Origin of the sequence: Streptomyces sp. ActVer (genome assembly GCF_027270795.1) — a bacterium.
GTDB classification, from domain to species: domain Bacteria; phylum Actinomycetota; class Actinomycetes; order Streptomycetales; family Streptomycetaceae; genus Streptomyces; species Streptomyces umbrinus_A.
The window spans coordinates 19422-36186 of sequence record NZ_JAPWHT010000004.1; the positions used below are offsets into that span (position 1 = coordinate 19422).

General features: G+C 69.2%; 25 protein-coding genes. 19 read left to right on the top strand and 6 right to left on the bottom strand.

The genetic code is table 11. The features are described from left to right. Positions 1-21: 21 nt before the first annotated feature. Positions 22-525 carry a hypothetical protein gene (locus tag O3Q52_RS01315; protein ID WP_269646905.1) on the top strand — a complete coding sequence of 168 codons (504 nt, stop codon included), beginning with the start codon at positions 22-24 and terminating at the stop codon, positions 523-525. A 250-nt stretch (positions 526-775) separates the two neighbouring features. Here O3Q52_RS01315 and O3Q52_RS01320 read toward each other — a convergent pair whose 3' ends face one another. Continuing rightward, positions 776-1150, bottom strand: coding sequence for a hypothetical protein (locus O3Q52_RS01320; protein ID WP_269646906.1), 375 nt, complete (start codon positions 1148-1150; stop codon positions 776-778). A gap of 73 nt (positions 1151-1223) precedes the next feature. Further along, complete coding sequence (locus O3Q52_RS01325) at positions 1224-1676, bottom strand: helix-turn-helix transcriptional regulator (protein ID WP_269646907.1); 453 nt, start codon at positions 1674-1676, stop codon at positions 1224-1226. Between the two features lie 367 nt (positions 1677-2043). Here O3Q52_RS01325 and O3Q52_RS01330 point away from each other — a divergent pair, with 367 nt between their 5' ends. The 6 genes from O3Q52_RS01330 (at position 2044) to O3Q52_RS01355 (ending at position 5037) form a co-directional block, all read left to right on the top strand. After that, on the top strand, positions 2044-2556 hold the full coding sequence (locus tag O3Q52_RS01330; protein WP_266762184.1) for a hypothetical protein: 513 nt from the start codon (positions 2044-2046) through the stop codon (positions 2554-2556). Then, on the top strand, positions 2553-2774 hold the full coding sequence (locus tag O3Q52_RS01335; protein WP_269646908.1) for a helix-turn-helix domain-containing protein: 222 nt from the start codon (positions 2553-2555) through the stop codon (positions 2772-2774). Before O3Q52_RS01330 ends, O3Q52_RS01335 begins: the two co-directional genes overlap by 4 nt. Positions 2775-3041: 267 nt before the next feature. Then, entirely contained in the window at positions 3042-3443 is a 402-nt protein-coding gene (locus tag O3Q52_RS01340; RefSeq protein ID WP_269646909.1) for a hypothetical protein, read from the top strand. Positions 3444-3513: 70 nt separating this feature from the next. Next, positions 3514-4110 (top strand): phage tail protein, encoded by a 597-nt coding sequence (locus O3Q52_RS01345; RefSeq protein WP_269646910.1) that lies wholly within the window; start codon positions 3514-3516, stop codon positions 4108-4110. Positions 4111-4351: 241 nt separating this feature from the next. Next, positions 4352-4642, top strand: coding sequence for a hypothetical protein (locus O3Q52_RS01350; RefSeq protein ID WP_269646911.1), 291 nt, complete (start codon positions 4352-4354; stop codon positions 4640-4642). 47 nt (positions 4643-4689) lie between these two features. After that, entirely contained in the window at positions 4690-5037 is a 348-nt protein-coding gene (locus O3Q52_RS01355) for a hypothetical protein (protein WP_269646948.1), read from the top strand. On the opposite strand, the gene O3Q52_RS01360 is transcribed toward O3Q52_RS01355, so the two are convergent. Together O3Q52_RS01360 and O3Q52_RS01365 are read right to left on the bottom strand one after the other, a co-directional pair. Further along, positions 5022-5591, bottom strand: a complete 570-nt coding sequence (locus tag O3Q52_RS01360; protein ID WP_269646912.1) for a VWA domain-containing protein — start codon at positions 5589-5591, stop codon at positions 5022-5024. The two genes, O3Q52_RS01355 and O3Q52_RS01360, sit on opposite strands and share 16 nt — an antisense overlap. A 194-nt stretch (positions 5592-5785) precedes the next feature. Next, positions 5786-5941, bottom strand: coding sequence for a hypothetical protein (locus O3Q52_RS01365; protein ID WP_269646913.1), 156 nt, complete (start codon positions 5939-5941; stop codon positions 5786-5788). Between the two features lie 340 nt (positions 5942-6281). Here O3Q52_RS01365 and O3Q52_RS01370 point away from each other — a divergent pair, with 340 nt between their 5' ends. The 8 genes from O3Q52_RS01370 (at position 6282) to O3Q52_RS01405 (ending at position 13224) form a co-directional block, all read left to right on the top strand. Continuing rightward, positions 6282-6764 (top strand): hypothetical protein, encoded by a 483-nt coding sequence (locus O3Q52_RS01370; protein WP_269646914.1) that lies wholly within the window; start codon positions 6282-6284, stop codon positions 6762-6764. Between the two features lie 14 nt (positions 6765-6778). Further along, positions 6779-7837 carry a hypothetical protein gene (locus O3Q52_RS01375; protein ID WP_269646915.1) on the top strand — a complete coding sequence of 353 codons (1059 nt, stop codon included), beginning with the start codon at positions 6779-6781 and terminating at the stop codon, positions 7835-7837. 9 nt (positions 7838-7846) lie between these two features. Then, positions 7847-8674: a hypothetical protein gene (locus O3Q52_RS01380; RefSeq protein ID WP_269646916.1), complete on the top strand. Its 828-nt coding sequence runs from the start codon at positions 7847-7849 to the stop codon at positions 8672-8674. 3 nt (positions 8675-8677) lie between these two features. Further along, positions 8678-11059: a hypothetical protein gene (locus tag O3Q52_RS01385; RefSeq protein WP_269646917.1), complete on the top strand. Its 2382-nt coding sequence runs from the start codon at positions 8678-8680 to the stop codon at positions 11057-11059. Further along, positions 11056-11253 (top strand): hypothetical protein, encoded by a 198-nt coding sequence (locus O3Q52_RS01390; RefSeq protein ID WP_269646918.1) that lies wholly within the window; start codon positions 11056-11058, stop codon positions 11251-11253. Before O3Q52_RS01385 ends, O3Q52_RS01390 begins: the two co-directional genes overlap by 4 nt. A gap of 88 nt (positions 11254-11341) precedes the next feature. Further along, positions 11342-11980 (top strand): hypothetical protein, encoded by a 639-nt coding sequence (locus O3Q52_RS01395; RefSeq protein WP_269646919.1) that lies wholly within the window; start codon positions 11342-11344, stop codon positions 11978-11980. 8 nt (positions 11981-11988) lie between these two features. Continuing rightward, positions 11989-12846, top strand: coding sequence for a peptidoglycan-binding protein (locus O3Q52_RS01400; protein ID WP_269646920.1), 858 nt, complete (start codon positions 11989-11991; stop codon positions 12844-12846). Between the two features lie 123 nt (positions 12847-12969). Continuing rightward, positions 12970-13224, top strand: coding sequence for a hypothetical protein (locus tag O3Q52_RS01405; RefSeq protein ID WP_269646921.1), 255 nt, complete (start codon positions 12970-12972; stop codon positions 13222-13224). Between the two features lie 5 nt (positions 13225-13229). Here the strand turns inward: O3Q52_RS01405 and O3Q52_RS01410 are convergent, their stop codons facing one another. Together O3Q52_RS01410 and O3Q52_RS01415 are read right to left on the bottom strand one after the other, a co-directional pair. After that, positions 13230-13895, bottom strand: coding sequence for a Uma2 family endonuclease (locus tag O3Q52_RS01410; protein WP_269646922.1), 666 nt, complete (start codon positions 13893-13895; stop codon positions 13230-13232). 130 nt (positions 13896-14025) lie between these two features. Next, positions 14026-14457 (bottom strand): ATP-binding protein, encoded by a 432-nt coding sequence (locus tag O3Q52_RS01415; RefSeq protein ID WP_269646923.1) that lies wholly within the window; start codon positions 14455-14457, stop codon positions 14026-14028. A 252-nt stretch (positions 14458-14709) separates the two neighbouring features. Between O3Q52_RS01415 and O3Q52_RS01420 the strand changes: the two genes are divergently transcribed. From O3Q52_RS01420 to O3Q52_RS01435, 4 genes are read left to right on the top strand one after another with little or no spacing between them, the layout of a single operon-like run. Next, a complete protein-coding gene (locus O3Q52_RS01420; protein WP_269646924.1) occupies positions 14710-15591 on the top strand; it encodes a helix-turn-helix transcriptional regulator in 882 nt (293 codons plus the stop codon). Between the two features lie 10 nt (positions 15592-15601). Then, a complete protein-coding gene (locus tag O3Q52_RS01425) occupies positions 15602-15814 on the top strand; it encodes a DUF397 domain-containing protein (RefSeq protein WP_269646925.1) in 213 nt (70 codons plus the stop codon). Further along, entirely contained in the window at positions 15807-15998 is a 192-nt protein-coding gene (locus O3Q52_RS01430; RefSeq protein ID WP_269646926.1) for a DUF397 domain-containing protein, read from the top strand. The genes O3Q52_RS01425 and O3Q52_RS01430 overlap by 8 nt, the downstream gene beginning before the upstream one ends. Continuing rightward, positions 15998-16738 (top strand): bifunctional 2-polyprenyl-6-hydroxyphenol methylase/3-demethylubiquinol 3-O-methyltransferase UbiG, encoded by a 741-nt coding sequence (locus O3Q52_RS01435; protein ID WP_269646927.1) that lies wholly within the window; start codon positions 15998-16000, stop codon positions 16736-16738. The genes O3Q52_RS01430 and O3Q52_RS01435 overlap by 1 nt, the downstream gene beginning before the upstream one ends. The last annotated feature ends 27 nt before the right edge of the window (positions 16739-16765 follow it).

The following is a 16765-nucleotide window of genomic DNA, read 5'->3' on the forward strand; positions in this document are numbered from 1 at the left end:
CTCACTCACTCTGGAGTCCCCATGCGCACGCTCTCCCGATGCCTCATACCGCTTCTGGCGGCCGGCTGCCTGGCCGTGACGGCCGGTACGTCCGCGACGGCCTCTACGGCCTCTGCGGTCGACGCCGGTGCCGTGGCGCCGGCCGCGCCCCTGCCCGTACCCGAACCCGCCCCCGACCCGTGTGCCGTCGACTGGCCCGCGCTCGCCGGGCTCACCGATACCGGCACGCTCCGCGAGGCGATCGTCACCTGCGTCGAGAGCTACACGGAACGCGACCTCGACAGCTGGCTCCAGGCCCCGCCGAAGCCGCCCGTGGAGCAGATGACACAGAAGGAGCAGGTCGAGCAGATGGCGCAGGCGGCTCAGGTGGCGCCGGTGGAGAAGAAGGAGCAGGGGGTCACCGCCGTGGAGGACTGGACCGGCGCCGACGCCGCCGACTGGGACGACGATCTGGCCTGCGACCTCGCCGAGATCTTCGACGAGCCGACACTGTGCCGTCCGGCCCACGCCGATCCGGCCCCCTGACAAAGGGGTCCACGGCAAAAGGTGCAAGGGGTTCGTGAATAACGGAAGAGGGTGGGCGGTGTTACCCGCCGGAGAAACGCCCACCCCTTCCGGCCAGGGACGACACCGCGCCGGACCCTGCCGGCATTTGACAGAACGGCTCGACACCAGGGCGACCGACTGGAACGCGACCGTCGTCGTACGGGAGGTCGGCGCTGCCGGCCTACGAGCGGCGCACTGAGACCGCCTGAGCCGTTGCCGCGCGTTGCGGTCAGTCCCGGCCGCCACCCCCGCCCCCGCCCTCGTCGCCCGGTGGGCGTTCGGGGAAGCGGAGGAGGAGGGCGGAGGGCGGGACTGGGAAGCCCTCGGTGTCGGGATGCCCGGAGACGTCGGAGCCGGGCCGGGCCTGCCCCTCCCAAAGGGCCTGTCCCTCCGGGTTCTCCTCCGGGACAGTCGCCCGCGCGTGTTCGTCCCAGCCCGCGCGGAACCAGTTCAGCTGATGCCGTTGGAGTTCTTCCTCGGTGAGGACGCGGACGGATTCCGGTCCCGCCGACCGGACCTTCTCGCCGAGGCCGATGAGCAGTTCGCCCACCAGGCGGGAGACACGTTCCGCCTCACCTTCCGGGCCGCCTCCTGGATTTCCCATGCCGCGCTCCCTCAAGGCTCCGCAGGCCACGCAGGCCAATGGCCCGAGCACTCCGGCCCCGGGCCCTTCGTCGTCAGCCGCCGTCCGGCAGGAACTGCTGGGCCACCTTGGCGAACAGCTCCCGCAGTTCGGGCGGGACACCCATGCGCAGAGCGGCCTCCTCGGCGCTCAGCCACGGGCGGTCCTCACCGCCCGCGGGGCGCACGCCGTCCGACACCGGCAGGTCGTCCTCGGTGAGCCGGCCCGAGCGGATGAGCATCTCCCGCAGCGGCACGCCGAGTACGGCCGCGATACGCCGCATCGTCTCCAGGTCGGGCATGGACTGCCGCTGGAGCAGCCGGCTCACGGCGGCCCGGTGCACCCCGGCGTCGTCCGCGAGCTTCGAACGGCCGCCGCCGCGCGGGCTGTCGATGTCGTAGCCCCGGGCGCGCAGCAGTCCCTCGATCCAGCCGGCGAAGTCGTCGAGGCCCGCGGCCCGGAAGTTGTGGTCCGCGCGGGCACCGGCCCGTGAGCTCGTCGAAGCCATGAGTCGGCTCTCCCCTCGTCGCCGGGGCAGCGTACCGATCGCACACGCACCAATACGTGTGCGCGCCCGCACGTAACTGTGGAGATTCGGCAACTTCCCGCAGCTCAGGAGGGATTGAGGACCCGCCGTCACATCGACCTCCACGGAACGTAATCACTTGCGTACGCGCTCGCAACATGCAACTCTGTCCGCTCGCTCGCAACCATCGAACATATGTTCCCATAGATCGAGAGGGGTTGCACGTGCCCGACCAGCCGCCCGGAGCCGCCGCCACCACGACCACAGCCCTAACCTGGCGATCTGCTGCCGAACCGGTATTGCGCGGCTGCAATCAGCGCCCGGTCCGCCGGCCGTGCGAGGTCAGCCGATGAGCGAAGACCACGGTGGAGCCGTCTGGATCGCCTCACTCGTCCGCCGCTTCCCGGACCTCGTCGACGAGTTGTCCCCCGCGGTCCACGGAGGCCTGCGCGAGCGCCGGGACAGCGGACCCGTCGGCGGTACGACCGCCCCGGTCCGCCTCTACGTCTCCGACGCCGTACGGGACATCACCGACGGAGTCGTCGAACTGGAGGAGGCCGTACGTGAACGGCTCGGCCTGCGGCCGGTGCCCCCGGCCTCCGTTCCGGTACGGCTGCGCCGTATCGCCGGACTGCTGGACCGCATCGCCGCCGACCCGCTGCTCGCCCCGCACGTCGAGGACGAGACCCGGCGGATGGCCGCACGCTGCGCCCGCGCGCTCGGCGACCCGGAACAGCTCGTGCGGCTGCCCGGCCGCTGCCCCGCCTGCGACTGCGTCTCGCTGCGGGCGTTACCCGAGCGGGCCGAGATCAGATGCGTCAATCCCGTGTGCGGGCGGTTACTGGAGGCCGAGCACTCATGACCGGAACCACGAACGTGAACAGACCCACGAACGCACCTTTGATCACTGCCCAGTTGGCCGCCGACGAGGCGGGCGTCACGACCGCGACCATCCGCAAGTGGGTGCAGCGCGGCCATCTGCGGCCCGCGGGCACGCAGGGCCGTCGGCGCCTCTTCCGCCTGGAGGACGTCTTCGCCGCCGAGCGGACGACACACCTCGCCCGGCACCACGACCACTGATCCCACTGAACCCGCTGGTCCCGCTGATTCCGTCGTACGCCCGAGGGGTGCCGCCGCACAACGCGGCGGGACCCCTCATGCGTACGGGCCGAATAGGCGCTCGGCATAAGCCAGTTGCATGTTTCTCCGACCGGTGTCACAGTGGATGCAGCGGCAGAGCTGCGCCCGGAGGACGGGCGGCGGACCTGCCGCTTTGTGTTGCCCGGAAACTCCCGGGCCAGGCCGCCCGGAGACCCCGGAAACCCGTCTCCCGAAGGGAGCGTCCATGTGGCCATCCTGACCTTCCCCGACGCCGAGCAACTGGTCGTCGACTTCCTCAAGAACCGGGCCGAGCTGACCGGTGTCACCGTCGACAGCCGCCCGCCTGCCGGGTTCGACGGCACCCAGAAGGTGGTCCTCGTCTCCCACATGGGCGGCGCGTGGATCGACGACCAGCATCTCGACCAGCCGCTGCTCGACCTGGAGGCGTACGGCCCGGACAAGCCCACGGCACACACCGTGGCACTGTCCGCCCGTGCCTGCGTCCTGGAACTGGCCGACACGGTGTACGGCTCCGCGGTCGTCGTCGATGTCTCCGAGGCCGACGGACCGCGCTGGCTCCCCGACTACACGCGGTCGGCGGCGAACCGCTACCGCTCCACGATCCGGCTGCTGCTGCGGCTCGGCTGAGCCCGGCGGCTCACCGTACGACCGCTCACCGTACGACCGCTCAAGTCCCTTACTCGAAAGAGGCGTTCGCATGGCAACGAACAACGGCAAGGAAATCCGTGTCGCCGGCACCGGCCGGGTCCTGGTGGCCCCCGCCGGGAACACCGCGCCGGCCAAGTCCGACGACGTCTGGCCGACCGGCTGGGTCGAGCTGGGATACACCTCCGTCGACGGCATCAAGCTCAACAAGAAGGACAAGATCGACCCGGTCGACACCTGGCAGTCGGCGAGCCCGGGCCGGTTCATCTACTCCGACCGGGACCTGACCGTGAAGTTCCAGCTGCTCCAGATGAACAAGAGCACGCTCTCCTTCTTCATGGGCATCCCGGCCACCGACATCACCCAGACCTCGGTGGGCGGTACCGCGGTGGCGGACACGTACGAGTTCCTGATCCCGAGTACGCCCGCGAAGGACGAGCGGGCCCTCGGCATCGAGTTCACGGACGGCACGGACGCCGTGTACCGCTTCATCCTGCCGCGCGGGCAGGTCACCGAGACCGAGGAGATGGGCTTCACGCGGACCGGTTCCGTGAAGCTCGGGGTCACCTTCACCGCGCTGGAGGCGGAGACCACCAAGCGCGAACTGGCCAAGTGGATCATGAAGGACAAGGCGTACGCGGCTCTGTGACGGACCGCCCGTCCACCCTCTGATCCGCCTTCTGTGACAGCCCTGTTCGGGCTCGTCACCCGGGGCGGCGGGCTCCCCCACCCGCCGCCCCGGCCCCCACGTCGCGCAGTTCCCCGCGCCCCCAAAGACAAAAGCAGGGGCGCAGCCCCGCTTTCAGGGGCGCGGGGAACTGCGCGACCAGCCACAACGCACCCGCACCCGACACACCACGGCACCACCCCCATCCGCAAGGGAGTTCACCATGGCCGGATTCAACGTCAACGCGGCCCGCGCGCAGCGCCTGGAGGCGCTCGGCCGGGCCTGGACCTTCGAGCTCGACGACGACAGCTTCGAGTTGCCGACCGAGCTGACCCGCACCACGGCCCACACACTCCGCGACCTCGACGACAACGACGTGGACGGGCTGCTCCAACTCCTGCTGGGCGAGAAGCAGTTCGCCCGCTTCGAGCGGCACGACGTCACCATGCAGGACATCGCCGCCATCCTGGAGGCCTACGGCAAGGAGACGGGGCTGGGCCTGGGGGAAGACTGAGCCTCGGCGAGCTCGTAGAAGAGCACGCCGAGGCCCTGGAGGCGGACCTGCTCCGCCACTACGGCGTCGACCTGCTGGACTGGCACCGGGGGCTGCTGTCGTCGCGGCGGCTCTCGGTACTGCTCCAGCACCTTCCGCGGGACAGCGCGACGGCCCGAGAACTGCACGGCGAGTCGGCGGACTGGTCGGTCACCGACCACCTGCTCGCCACCGTCGTCGACCAACTCGCCGAGGCGAACTGGATGTTCGCGACGGTCAACCGGGACGAGGACGCCGAGTCGATCGACTTCCCCGAGCCCGTACCGCGTCCCGGCGCGGACCACGAGGAGCCGGCGGCCCGGCCGGTACCGCGGCAGCAGCCCAGCGCCCTGGAGCTCGCTCAGTTCTTCGGCTGACGGCACCAGCGCACGAACGGCTTCAGGGGGCCTCGGAAGAGGAGGTACTCGGGGACGCCCTGTGGCATGTTCCACCACCGGTAGAAACTCACGTTCGTGATGTGCGGCGCCTCGGCCCGGAGTTCGTCGAGGTGCCAGAGCACATGCCCCGGGTCCGGGTCGCCGAGGAACTGCCAGAAGACGTTCGAACCGGACGCCGCCTCCAACTGGTCGGCGAGGGGGGTGCCGTCATCGCCCGGCGCCCAGACGTGGAACAGCACCAGGGTCGGGTCCCCGTCCTTCGGGAGACTTGCCGTGATGGCCCTGACCGCCTCGGCCCCGTCATCGAAGCCGAAGAGGCCGAAACGCTTCGTGTTCGCGAGGAGCTGGTTGTCCGGCGAAGCGTCCCTGGTGAGGAGGGACTTGGGCGGTACGACGGCCCAGTCCTCGATCCACTCCGCGGCGTTGGCCGGCAGCAGTTGCGGCAACCGGTGCGCCCGCGCGGTGTAGATCCAGGGCTCCACGCCCGCCCCGGGAGCCAGGAACTCGCCGAGCGTGACGGCCCGACGCGCCATGCCGGCGATTTCGCCGCTCTCGAACGGACGGCTACTGCCCCCAGGAAAAGCCAGCACCACACGCGGCGAATGCCGTTTGGCTTTACTCGTCCGCACGGCCAGGGACGCGGCGAAACGCCCCTTTCCTAGCTTTCCGGCCTTCTTCGACACCAGCGCTTCTCCCTCTGCTTTTCGACTGCGGTTCCCTTCTCTCCTCAGCCGCCGAAGAACAGCATGAGGAGCGAGAAGGCGAGCACCAGACCGGAAACTATGGCCGTCGGCAGAGCCACCCTTCCGCTCGTCATCTGGCCGGGGGTCTCGACATTGGACAGGTCCTTCGGGTCATAGACCACATCGATGATGCCCCCCACCAGGGCGGGCGGATTCCTGAAGGGTCCTACCTTCGCCTGCAGCGTCCTACCGTCTTCTGCCGCGAACCGCATGACGAGGAAGCTGATTCCTTTCGCATCCCTCTCCCTGTCCACGCATTTCGCGTCGGTGCGGATACCGCGTCTCCGCAGTGCTCTGCCTCGTCGGAAAATTCCAGCAGAGAACCAGAACACCACACTCGCCAATACGACGACGGGTATTGCAGGACCGTACATATCGAACCCCCCACTCGGACGCGAACCAACCCATTATTGAGCCCTCGACATGTCTGCGTCAAGGCTCTCTGAGCATCCACGGCGGGAAGACCGAGGAGGTTTCCTCATGTCTCAGCATTCAATCGACGACGTCTACGCCCAAGTCGCCGACATAAAGAAGAAGCTCGAAGCAACCGCAAAGGAAAAGCCGAAGGAGGAACCGAAGAAAGAGCCGTCCCAGATCGAGAACTGGGCCAAGTTGATAGGCATGGAAGAGGTGGTGAAGGCCGTACAGGATTTGAAAGTGAACTCCATAGCCACTTGGTCCACCCTCAGTGCTGTGGTGATCGGATTCCTGGCCAGTAACATCATCGACAAAGAAGCACTCACGACCTCGCTGTTGAAAAAGCGCGGATACACCCGAGACGACACGGGAATTCCCCGGAAAAATGATTCGGCCGCATCTCCTCTCCAACCTCCCCTCCAGGCCCCCATCACCAGCATCGACATCGACCGTCTGAAAGCGATGCGCAGTACCTCCATCGCCCTCTCCCGTTCGCTGAACGATCTCACCAAGGACGTACGCGACGCGTCGCGTGAGATCGCCTGACCCAGGGAGTTCCCATGTCACTCGCGCGTAGCTCCACCACCGCCGCCGGAGCGCTCGCACGTTTTCGCGGCGCGGCCGCCCAGGCATCCGGCTCCGTACGGCAGTTGCGGACCGCGACCACCGGTGCCAATCCCTCGCTGGACAGGATCCGGGGCGGTTCCGACAAGCTCAACACCTCGCTGGGCCGGCTGCGGACGGCCGCCTCGCAGACGGGCAGTGGCCTCTCGAAGGCCGGCTCCGGGGCCAAGGGCGCCGATGGCTCCCTCGCCAGGTCCAGGTCCACCACCGACAAGTTCAAGACCTCCCTCGACAAGCTCAAGTCCTCCGCCGACAAGGCCAAGGGCGCGCTCAAGGACGTCAGGCAGCAGGCCGACGCCGTGGAGAAGTCCGTGGGGAGGGCCGGCAAGAACGCCGACAAGGGCGGGAAGTCCATGGGGAGCCTCGGGAAGGGGCTCAAGGGGGCGTCCACCGCGCAGAAGGGGCTGAACCTCGCCATGGCCTCCAACCCGTTCGGGCTGGTGATGACCCTGGTCGCCCCGCTCATCGCCCAGTTCGTGAACATGGACAAGGTCGCCGCCCTGGTCCGCAAGGGGCTCACCGCCGCCTGGGGTCACATCAAGAGCTCCTCGCAGTCGGCCGCGAGGATCCTCGGGCCGCTCTTCAAAGGCGTCGTGAACGGGTTCCTGACCCCCACCCGGATGCTCGTCCGCGGGCTCAACGTCCTCATCGGCGCCCTGAACCGCGTCAAGTTCAAGATCCCGGACTGGGTGCCCGGCATCGGCGGCCGGGGCTTCGCCTTCAACCTGTCGCCCATCCCGGTGCCGCAGCTCGCGAAGGGCGGCGTCGTACGGGCCCGTACCGGCGGCACGCTCGCGCTCGTCGGCGAGGGCGGTGAGCACGAGGCCGTCATTCCGCTGTCCAAGCTGGAGCGGATGCTCGGCTCCGGCGGTGGCATGCGCCGGCTCGCAGCCGCCGTCGAGGCGCTCGCCGAGCGGCCCGTCCAGATCGACGTGGACTCCCAGACCATCGCGCGCGCCGTCCAGCTGGGGCAGCGCAAGCTCGCCCGGAGGTGAGGCAAGGACATGGCCAGGAACCTGTGGATCGGCAAGCCCGGTCTGCTGCGGGAGATCGACCAGGCCGCCAAGAGCTGGGACCGCAGCGCCGAGTTGAACGTCACCGAGTTCAAGTCCCTCGAAGGACGCGTCACCACCATCGCGCCGCCGCGTACGGTCCGCCGGCTCAAGTTCTCCTGGGACTGGCTCGAACCCGGTGACGCACAGCACCTGACCCGGCTCGCGCGCCGGGTCAACGGCCCCGGTCTGCAAGGCAGTCCGGGGCCGTCGTACGGACCGCTCGTGGTCATCGACCCGGCCTCCGCCAATCTGCTCGGGCCGTACCAGGCCGCGGCCCAGAGCGCTGAACCCGGCGGCACCGACCACTGGTTCACCGTGTCCGGCTCCCTGGGCGTGCTCCCCCACACCGGTGACACCGTCATCGGCGACTTCGGGGAGACCACCCGGATCGGCTGGAGGCACGGCACGTGGACCGGCTGGCCGGTGGCTCCCGGTATGCGGGTGTCCTGGCAGGTGCCACCCGACTGGAACCCGGCACTCGCGAGCGCCCAGCTGGACTGGAAGCGCGCCGACGGAACGTATCTGAGCACCACGGCCGCGTCCGGCGCCTCCGTCACCGGCACCGCTCCGGCCGAGGCCGCCTTCGTCACTCCGGTCGGCGGCCCCGGGGAAGCCGTACTCGCCGGACTGGCCGGCGCCTGTCTGACGATCGACGCGGTCCCCGTCGCGTACGCGCTCGGCGACGGCTGCCCGGCGATGACCGTGACCGCGTACAGCGACGTCCCGGCGTCCCGGCTGCCGTACCGGAACATCAGCATCGACCTGGTGGAGGTGTAACAGGTGCAGGATTCAGACGAGTTGCTCGGCGCCGCCCTCGCCGCCCCGGACCGGACCCCGGCCCACGCCACCCGGCTCGGCGGCCGGGAGCTGGGCGCGCAGATCCAGTCCTGGAAGGTGGAGCGGGCCTACAGCACCGATCTGCCCGAAGCCCTGCGCGCCTTCTCCGGAAGCGCGTCGGCCCAGCTGGAACTGCTCCTCGGCGGCAACGGCGTGCCCGCGCCCCTGCTGTACTCGGCATGGGCGGGCCGCGGCACCGGCGACGCCGTACGCCCCGGTCAGTCCGTCGTCCACCGGGCGGGCGCGAACGGCCGTACGGTGCCTGCCTTCCGGGGCACAGTGCGGTCCCGTACTGCCGCGTCGGGCAGCGACACCGTCACCGTGCAGGCGCTGGACGGCGCGGAGCGGCTGCGCGGACCCGCCCAGTTGCCGCGGCCCTATCACGGTCTGCGGTACGGCCGTCCGGTGGCGAGCGCGACCTGGTGCGTGGACGAACTCCTGCGCCAGGGCGGCATCCACAGCTGTCCGCCGCCCCGGGGGCCGGCCGTGGCCGAGGACCCCGCCAAGCCGTTCACCGCGCTCTACGCCTCACTGCACGGCGGCTTCAACGCCTCGTACGGGCAGCCGGAGACGCTGCCGGCCCCGGCGTCGTACTCCTGGATCCGGGACGGAGCCCCGTTCGACACGGCTCTGATGCCGAAGGCGGCCGGACTCGAAGTGTCCTGGATGCCGCGGTCCCGCTTCGTCGTGGCCGGGAAGGTGTTCCAGGCCGAGCTGCATGTGAACACCGCTCTCTCGGTGGGCAGCGAACTGGAACTCAAGCTGGTCTTCGACCGCAGCGCTGGAGCGTTCGGGAACTACGCGCTGAACGTGTACTTCGCGACCGGCGTCGTGAAGATCACCTCGGGCACGGTCGACGGCGGCGGCACGGTCGCGAGCTGGACCATTCCCAAGCTCGCCTCCCTCAAGGGGGTGTGGCATCTCGGGTTCACCGTGGACACCCGGGCGGGAACCACCGGCGCGAGCACTCCGGCGACCGTGTACCCGCGGCTCACCGCACCCGACGGGGAGTACGTCGTCCCGCCGACCGCGCCCTACACCTTCACCGAGGCATCCGCCCTCCAGCCTCCCTCCGAGCTGTTCCAGGTCAATCTGAAGACGGACGTGGCCGTCGAATGCCTCCAGGTCACCGACCGTTCCTGGCCCGACCTGACCTCGTACACGGCCGACGAGTGGGAGCAGAAGGGCCGTTGGGCCAGGGGCGCGGTGCTCGACGACGCGACGGTGCCGCTGTTCGACCTGCCCAAGGTCTCCGGCTCCCAGTGGGACGCCATCACCGAGATCGCCCGCGCCACGCTGTCCACGGCCGAGTTCGACGAGCTGGGCGTCTTCCGCTGGCGCGGGCCGAGCCGGTTCCAGTCGGTGCCGGCGCGGCCCGATCTCACGGTGACCACCCGGCGGGACATCGCCGCGCTCACCGTCTCCGAGGAGATCGACGCCTGCCGCAACTACTGCGAACAGCCCTACCAGGACTGGACGGGCATCAGCCACACCTTCAGCGACACGGTCACCGACACCGTCGTACGGGAGATCCGGCCGGGCACCCCGGTGGAGGTGGTCTACGCCATCGCCGAGGACGAGCTCGACATCGGGCCACTCCAGATCGAGGACGACGTGGCTCCGATCGGGGGCCACCGGGTCCGCTTCGGCAGCGCGGTGACGGGCGGCACCTCGGTCAAGGGCAGGGTGACGGTCGGTGCACGGCGCGACGGCCCGAACTACATCGTCCACTTCACCAACCACGGCACGGCGAGCGTCTGGACGGTCACCAAGGACGGCAAGCCGTCCGTGCAGATCGTGCCGCAGAAGCGGACCGGCGATCCCAGACAGCGCTCGTACGCCTGGTACAACACCAACAGCCAGCTCCACTACGGCAAGCAGGTCTACCAGGCGCCCGCGACCGAGTGGGTGCAGCAGCGGCAGGCCGCCTCGGACCTGTCGTTCGCCATGCTCGACGCCGGCCGCTATCCGGTGCCGGTGCTCGGCGAGGTGGAGGTGCTGCACGACCCCCGCATCCAACTCGGCGACGTCGTACGGGTGGTGGACACCAGTGGCGCCACGCTCGACACGCTCGCCTGGGTCGTCGGAATCCGCACCACCTGTGCGTCCGGCGCCGCACCGCAGCAGACCCTGACCCTGCGCGGCACCTCCTACAACGGTGTCCCGTCCGACGCCGGACTCACTCCGGACCCGCCGGTCGATCCGGGGTACGGCACGCAGCGCACGTACTCCCTGATCGAGGCGCAGAACGCGACGCTCGACGTCCTGACCAGCAGCAAGGTCTCCTACCGCGAGCTGCTCAATGCACCGGGAGGTGCGGCATGAGCGAACTGCCCGCGCAGGAACCGCTGTTGGAACCGCTGTTGGAACCGCAGCAGGAACCGCAGCAGGAATCGCTGCTGGACCCCGTCGAGGAGGACGGCAACGTGGCCCATCCCGTCCCGATCGACAGCCCGACGACACGCGACGGCGACGGCGGCATGCCCCCGGATTCGCTGCCGCCGGTCCTGGGCGACTGACCTCGCGCCGCGTCTCCCCATCCCCGTAACGCCCAGCTCCCCAACTCCCCAACTCCCCGTCTCCCACGAACTCCAGGAGGAAGCCGTCATGGCCCTGCTCACTCCGCTCGGCAGTCTCCCGTACCCGCAGCCGGCCGACGCCGCGAACATTCCCGTGCACATCCAGTCGCTCGCCGAGGCCGTGGACGGCCGGACCGTGCTGCGGTTCGCCGACGGCGCCGCGCGGGACGCCAAGGTGACCGCCCCGGTGGCGGGCATGCTGTGCTGGCTCAGCACGCCGAAGCAGTACTGGTACTACACCGGCAGCGTCTGGTCCCAACTGGCGCCCGCCCCGGTCCACAAGGCGAACCCGACGGTCGGCACCACCGCCGCGACAGCGTTCGTGGAGACACTCACCGGTTCCACCGGCGACTCGGTCGCCGCCTTCACGGCTCCGGCCTCCGGCTCCGTGCTCGTGTCGGTGGGCGCACGTATCAGCAACAGCACCACCGGTACGTGCTTCATGTCGGCGAACGTCAAGGCCGGTTCGGGTTCGACGGTCGTGCTGGCCGCCGGCGAGGGCCGCTCGGCCATCTCCACCGGTACGGGCCAGGTCTCGGCGAGCACCCAGTACCTGGTCAGCGGCCTCACCCCGAACAGCGCGTACACGGCGACCGCCGCCTACAAGTGCACGACGGGAACGGCCACGTTCGCCTTCCGATTCCTGACCGTCACCCCCGTGAACTAGAGGACGTCATGGCCACACCCCTGACGGCCGACGCCCTCGCCCGCGCGCTGCGCGGCGAGGGCGTCGCCCTTTCCGAGCACTCCAACTGGCGTACGCACAACCGCAATCACAAGGGTCCCTGGGGTCCGGTGCACGGCGTGATGCTGCACCACACCGCCGGCACCGACAGTCTCCGCCTGTGCCGCGACGGCACCGCGGCGCTGCCGGGCCCGCTGTGCGTCGGGCTGATCACCAAGGACGGCACACTGCACCTGCTCGGGTACGGCCGTACCAACCACGCCGGTTCGGGTTCGACCGCGGTCCTGGACGCCGTACGGGCCGAGAAGTCCACGCTCCCCGCCCCCGGGCCCGACGCCGTGGACGGCAACGCCCGCTTCTACGGCTTCGAGATCGAGAACCTGGGCAACGGCCGCGATCCGTATCCGGCGGCCCAACTCGCCGCCGTGGAGCGGCTGTCGGCAGCCGTGTGCCGTGCCCATGGCTGGTCGGCGGCCAGCGTGATCGCCCACAAGGAGTGGACGCGGCGGAAGATCGACCCGTCGTTCCCGATGGCGGTTATGCGCGCGCGGATCGAGGCGCTGCTGGGCGACAAGCCCACTCCGCGCCCCACACCTGTGGCACACGCGCCCTTCCCGGGCGCCGCGTTCTTCGTGCCGGGCCGCCGCAGTGAACTGGTCACCGCCGTCGGCAGACGGCTGGTCGCCGAGGACTGCGGCCGGTACGCGAACGGCCCCGGCCCCGTCTGGACCCGCGCCGACGTCCTCTCGTACGCCGCCTGGCAGCGCAAGCTCGGCTACGTGGGCGCGGCGGCGGACGGCATCCCGGGCCGCACCAGCTGGGACAGACTGCGCGTGCCGAGGGACTGACGAGCGACCCTCGCCAGAAAGCGCCGCGAACACCGAAGAGAACGAGGAGCACGAGGAGCAGCACGATGACCGAAACCGATGCCGATACGGATACCGATGCGGACGATCGCCGGGAGGTGCGAGATGACAGCGACTGAGACGGAGGAGGTCGTTCTGGAGCTGGAGCGGCTGCGTCGCTCGGTCGACGTCGGTTTCGCGACCACCCGGGGCGACCTCGCGCTCCTCCTCCAGCGCGTCGACCAGACCGACAAGACCCTCGACGAACACGAGACCCGTATCGAGGCCCTGGAACGCACCCGCTGGCCCCTGCCCTCCCTGGCGGCGGCCACGTCGTGCCTGGCCCTGGCACTCACGGTCTGGCAGACGCTGGGCAGATAGGCGCTCTACTCCTTGGCCCGCGCAGGTCCCGTGATCGCCTCCGTGACGACGAAACCCTTGGCGGGGCCTTCGGGGATGGTGACCTCGGTGCCGTAGGGGACCCGGTGGATGTCCTCCCAGTCGGCCCTGTCGGGGCGGGGTCCGGTGAAGAGGGTGACGGCGCCCTCACCGTCGTAGTCATCGATGATCACGTACACGGGAATGCCGGCGCGGGCGTATTCGCGGCGCTTCTTGATCCGGTCGCGATCCTGGCTGCGCTTGCCGGGAGAGACGATCTCGAAGATCAGTTCGACCGCAGAGGCCTTGATGCCCAGATCATCCTCTGTCGCTGCTGGCTCCTCATCCCTTGGAGCCACGAAGCCATCCGGAATCCACGCCCGGTGCCCGTGGATCACGTTTGTGTCATTCCAGGCAGCATGCTCACTGCCTCGCAAGAAGTCCGCCAGCGCGTCCCGCAAACGGTTGACGACACGAGCATGCGAATAACGGCCGGTGGGCGACACCTCGATGGCTCCCTCGATGATCTCAGCGCGGTAGCCCTCGGGGAGTTCCATGGCCTTCCATGCCTGCCACAGGACCTTGTCAAGGCCGGGCCCGTTCTCGGGCAGGCAGTGAGGCTCGGTCCTGATCTCGGTCATGGTCTCGGGCCTCTCGTGCGCAAGAGCGGTCATCGTGGCGTCACCTCCTCAAGTGTGGGCTGGGCGTGCTTGTGGCACAAGCAACGCCATCACGGTAGGCAGCCACATGGGCTCACCTGCGGAAACGTTCGCTGTTCACTCGAACAGATGAAGCAGAAACGACTCACCCCGCCGGCCTCAGCTCGAACCACACGCCCTTCGCGTACCGCCCCGCTCGCTCGACGGCGACGCCCCACGTATCCGCCACCTCCTCGACCAGGGCAAGCCCTCGCCCCCAGCAGGCGGCCACCCCCGCCACCGGGTGCGCCACGACCGGTGGGTCGGGGCTCTCGTCGAAGACGCTCACATGGAGACGGGCCGGATTCAGCCGGACCCGGAGCATGGCGGCGCCCTTGGTGTGCAGGTGGACGTTCGTGACGAGCTCCGAGGTGCACAGGGCGGCGGGCATGACGAGGGGTTCGTGGTCGTGCGTGAACAGGACGGCCCGTACGAAATCCCGGCAGACGCGGGGTGCGGTGGCGTCCGCGGGGGCGAACAGGCTGTATTCGTAGGCGAGTTGCGCGGGGCGGTGGGCGGCGCGGCGGGCGGGGTGCATGGGCGTCGACTCCAGTCGGGAGGTGGGGGGTGATCGGCCCGCGCCCGGCGATGGCTTTGCCCGAGCGCTCCTGGGTGGAGGGGCGGGTGCTCTGTCGGCTTGTGGGCAGGGGAGTTGAACGGCTTCAGTGAGTAACTGATCCAACACTGACGGTAGAGCTTCTGGGTTCTTATGCGCAACCAGATCACTCGAAGCGGTGGACCAACTCCCTTGTAGGCGGCAGACTCTGGGCACGCCATCAAGGAGATATACGTGGGACTGCGGACCACCATCAGCGAACGCCAGCGCCGCCTCGGCCTCGAACTCAAACAACTGCGCGAACAGGCAGGATTGAGTGCCGGGGAGGCAAGCGAGCGCATTGGCATGAGCCGTGGCCAGCTCAGCCACATCGAGCTGGGTCGCACCTCGATCCTCACGGAACGACTCCGCGACCTGTGCAGGGTGTACGGGTGCGTGGACGAGCCCTATGTATCGGCACTGGTCGCCACGTCCGAGGCGAGCGGCAAAGGCTGGTGGAGTGCGCATAAGAAACGCAGGGGCCCCGGTGCCCTCGACCTGGCCGAGCTGGAATCGGGGGCGGTGAGCATCCGGACGCACGAACCGCTGTTCATCCCGGGGCTGTTCCAGACCGCCGACTACGCGCGCGCCATCTTCACCAGCCCCAAGCTGGGGTTCGACAACATCGAGGAAGGCGTGAAGTTCCGTATGGAGCGGCAGCGCATCCTCACGCTCGACAACCCGCCGTCCGTGCACGCCGTCATCCACGAAGCGGCGCTGCACATGCGGTTCGGCGGCGTCGACGTCGTACGAGAACAGTTGCTGCGACTCGTCGAGCTAGCTCGGCTGCCTCATGTGACGATCCAGATCTACCCGTTCAGCGCCCAGGCCTACGCGGTGCTCAGCGGCAACTTCGCCCACTTCGTGCCCGCCAACCCGAAGTTGGGCACCGTCGTGCTCGAAGCACCCCTGAGGTCGCACTACTTGACGGAGTGGGAGCAACTGCTGGAGTACACCGCCCTGTTCGATCACCTCACCGGGAGCGCCCTCGCCCCCATCGACGTATCGTTGGCCCCCGAAGCACACTCGGTGAAGGACTCGCTGGCCCTCATCCAGCATCTCCTCTACACCCTCTAGGGAGGCCCGCATGCCCGAGATCAGCTGGCAGAAGTCATCCTTCAGCGGTGGCCCCGAAGGCAACTGCCTCTACATAGCCACCGCCCCCGACGGAACCCTCCGCCTCCGCGAGAGCGACACCCCCGACATCATCCTCGCCACCGCCCCGCAGGGCCTCGCGGGACTTCTGCACCACATCCGCACCGCCGCGACAGGACACGCACCCGCACAGGCCCATGCCTGAACTCAACTGGCAGAAGTCCACGTTCAGCGGCGGCCCGCAGGGCGAGTGTCTCTACATAGCCACCGCCCCCGACGGAACCCTCCGCCTCCGTGAGAGCGACACCCCCGGCGTCGTCCTCGCCACCGCCCCGCAGGGCCTCGCGGGGCTTCTGCACCACCTCCGTACCCGTACTCACAACTCCTGATGGCGGGCGAAGCCTTCAGGCATCCGCGGCTCGCCGCTCTCTACGACCCGCTCGATCCCGATCGGAGCGACCTCGACGCGTACGTGCGCATCGCGGAGGAGTTCGGGGCGCGGTGTGTGCTGGACATCGGCTGCGGGACAGGTGTGTTCGCGCTGCTGCTCGCCGATCGCGGGATCGAGGTCGTCGGTGTCGACCCGGCGCCGGCGTCCCTCGATGTGGCCCGGGGCAAGCCCGGCGGTGAAAGGGTGCGCTGGGTCCACGGAGACGGCACCACCCTCCCGCCGCTCCAGGCCGACCTCGCGACCATGACGGCGAACGCCGCCCAGGAGTTCGCCGATCCGGAGATGTGGCGGAAAACCCTGCGGGGCGCCTACGAAGCCCTGCGCCCCGGCGGGCGGTTGGTCTTCGAGACCCGGGATCCGGCCCGGCGCGCCTGGGAGGAGTGGACCCGCGAGTCCTCGTACGGAGTTACGGAGATCCCGGGCGTCGGCGCGGTCGAGGGCTGGGACGACCTGGTCGAGGTCGACGGGCAGTTGGTGACGTTCCGCCACACCTTTGTGTTTGCCGCGGACGGACAGGTACTCACCTCGGAATCGACCCTCCGTTTCCGCGAGCGGGACGAGATCGAGGCTGACCTGGCCGCGCAGGGCTACATCGTGGAGGACGTCCGCGACGCCCCCGACCGGCCGGGCCGCGAGTTCGTCTTCGTCGCACTATCGCGGGGAGCCGGACGCACCTGATGCCCCGACACCTCTGACGCCCGGCCG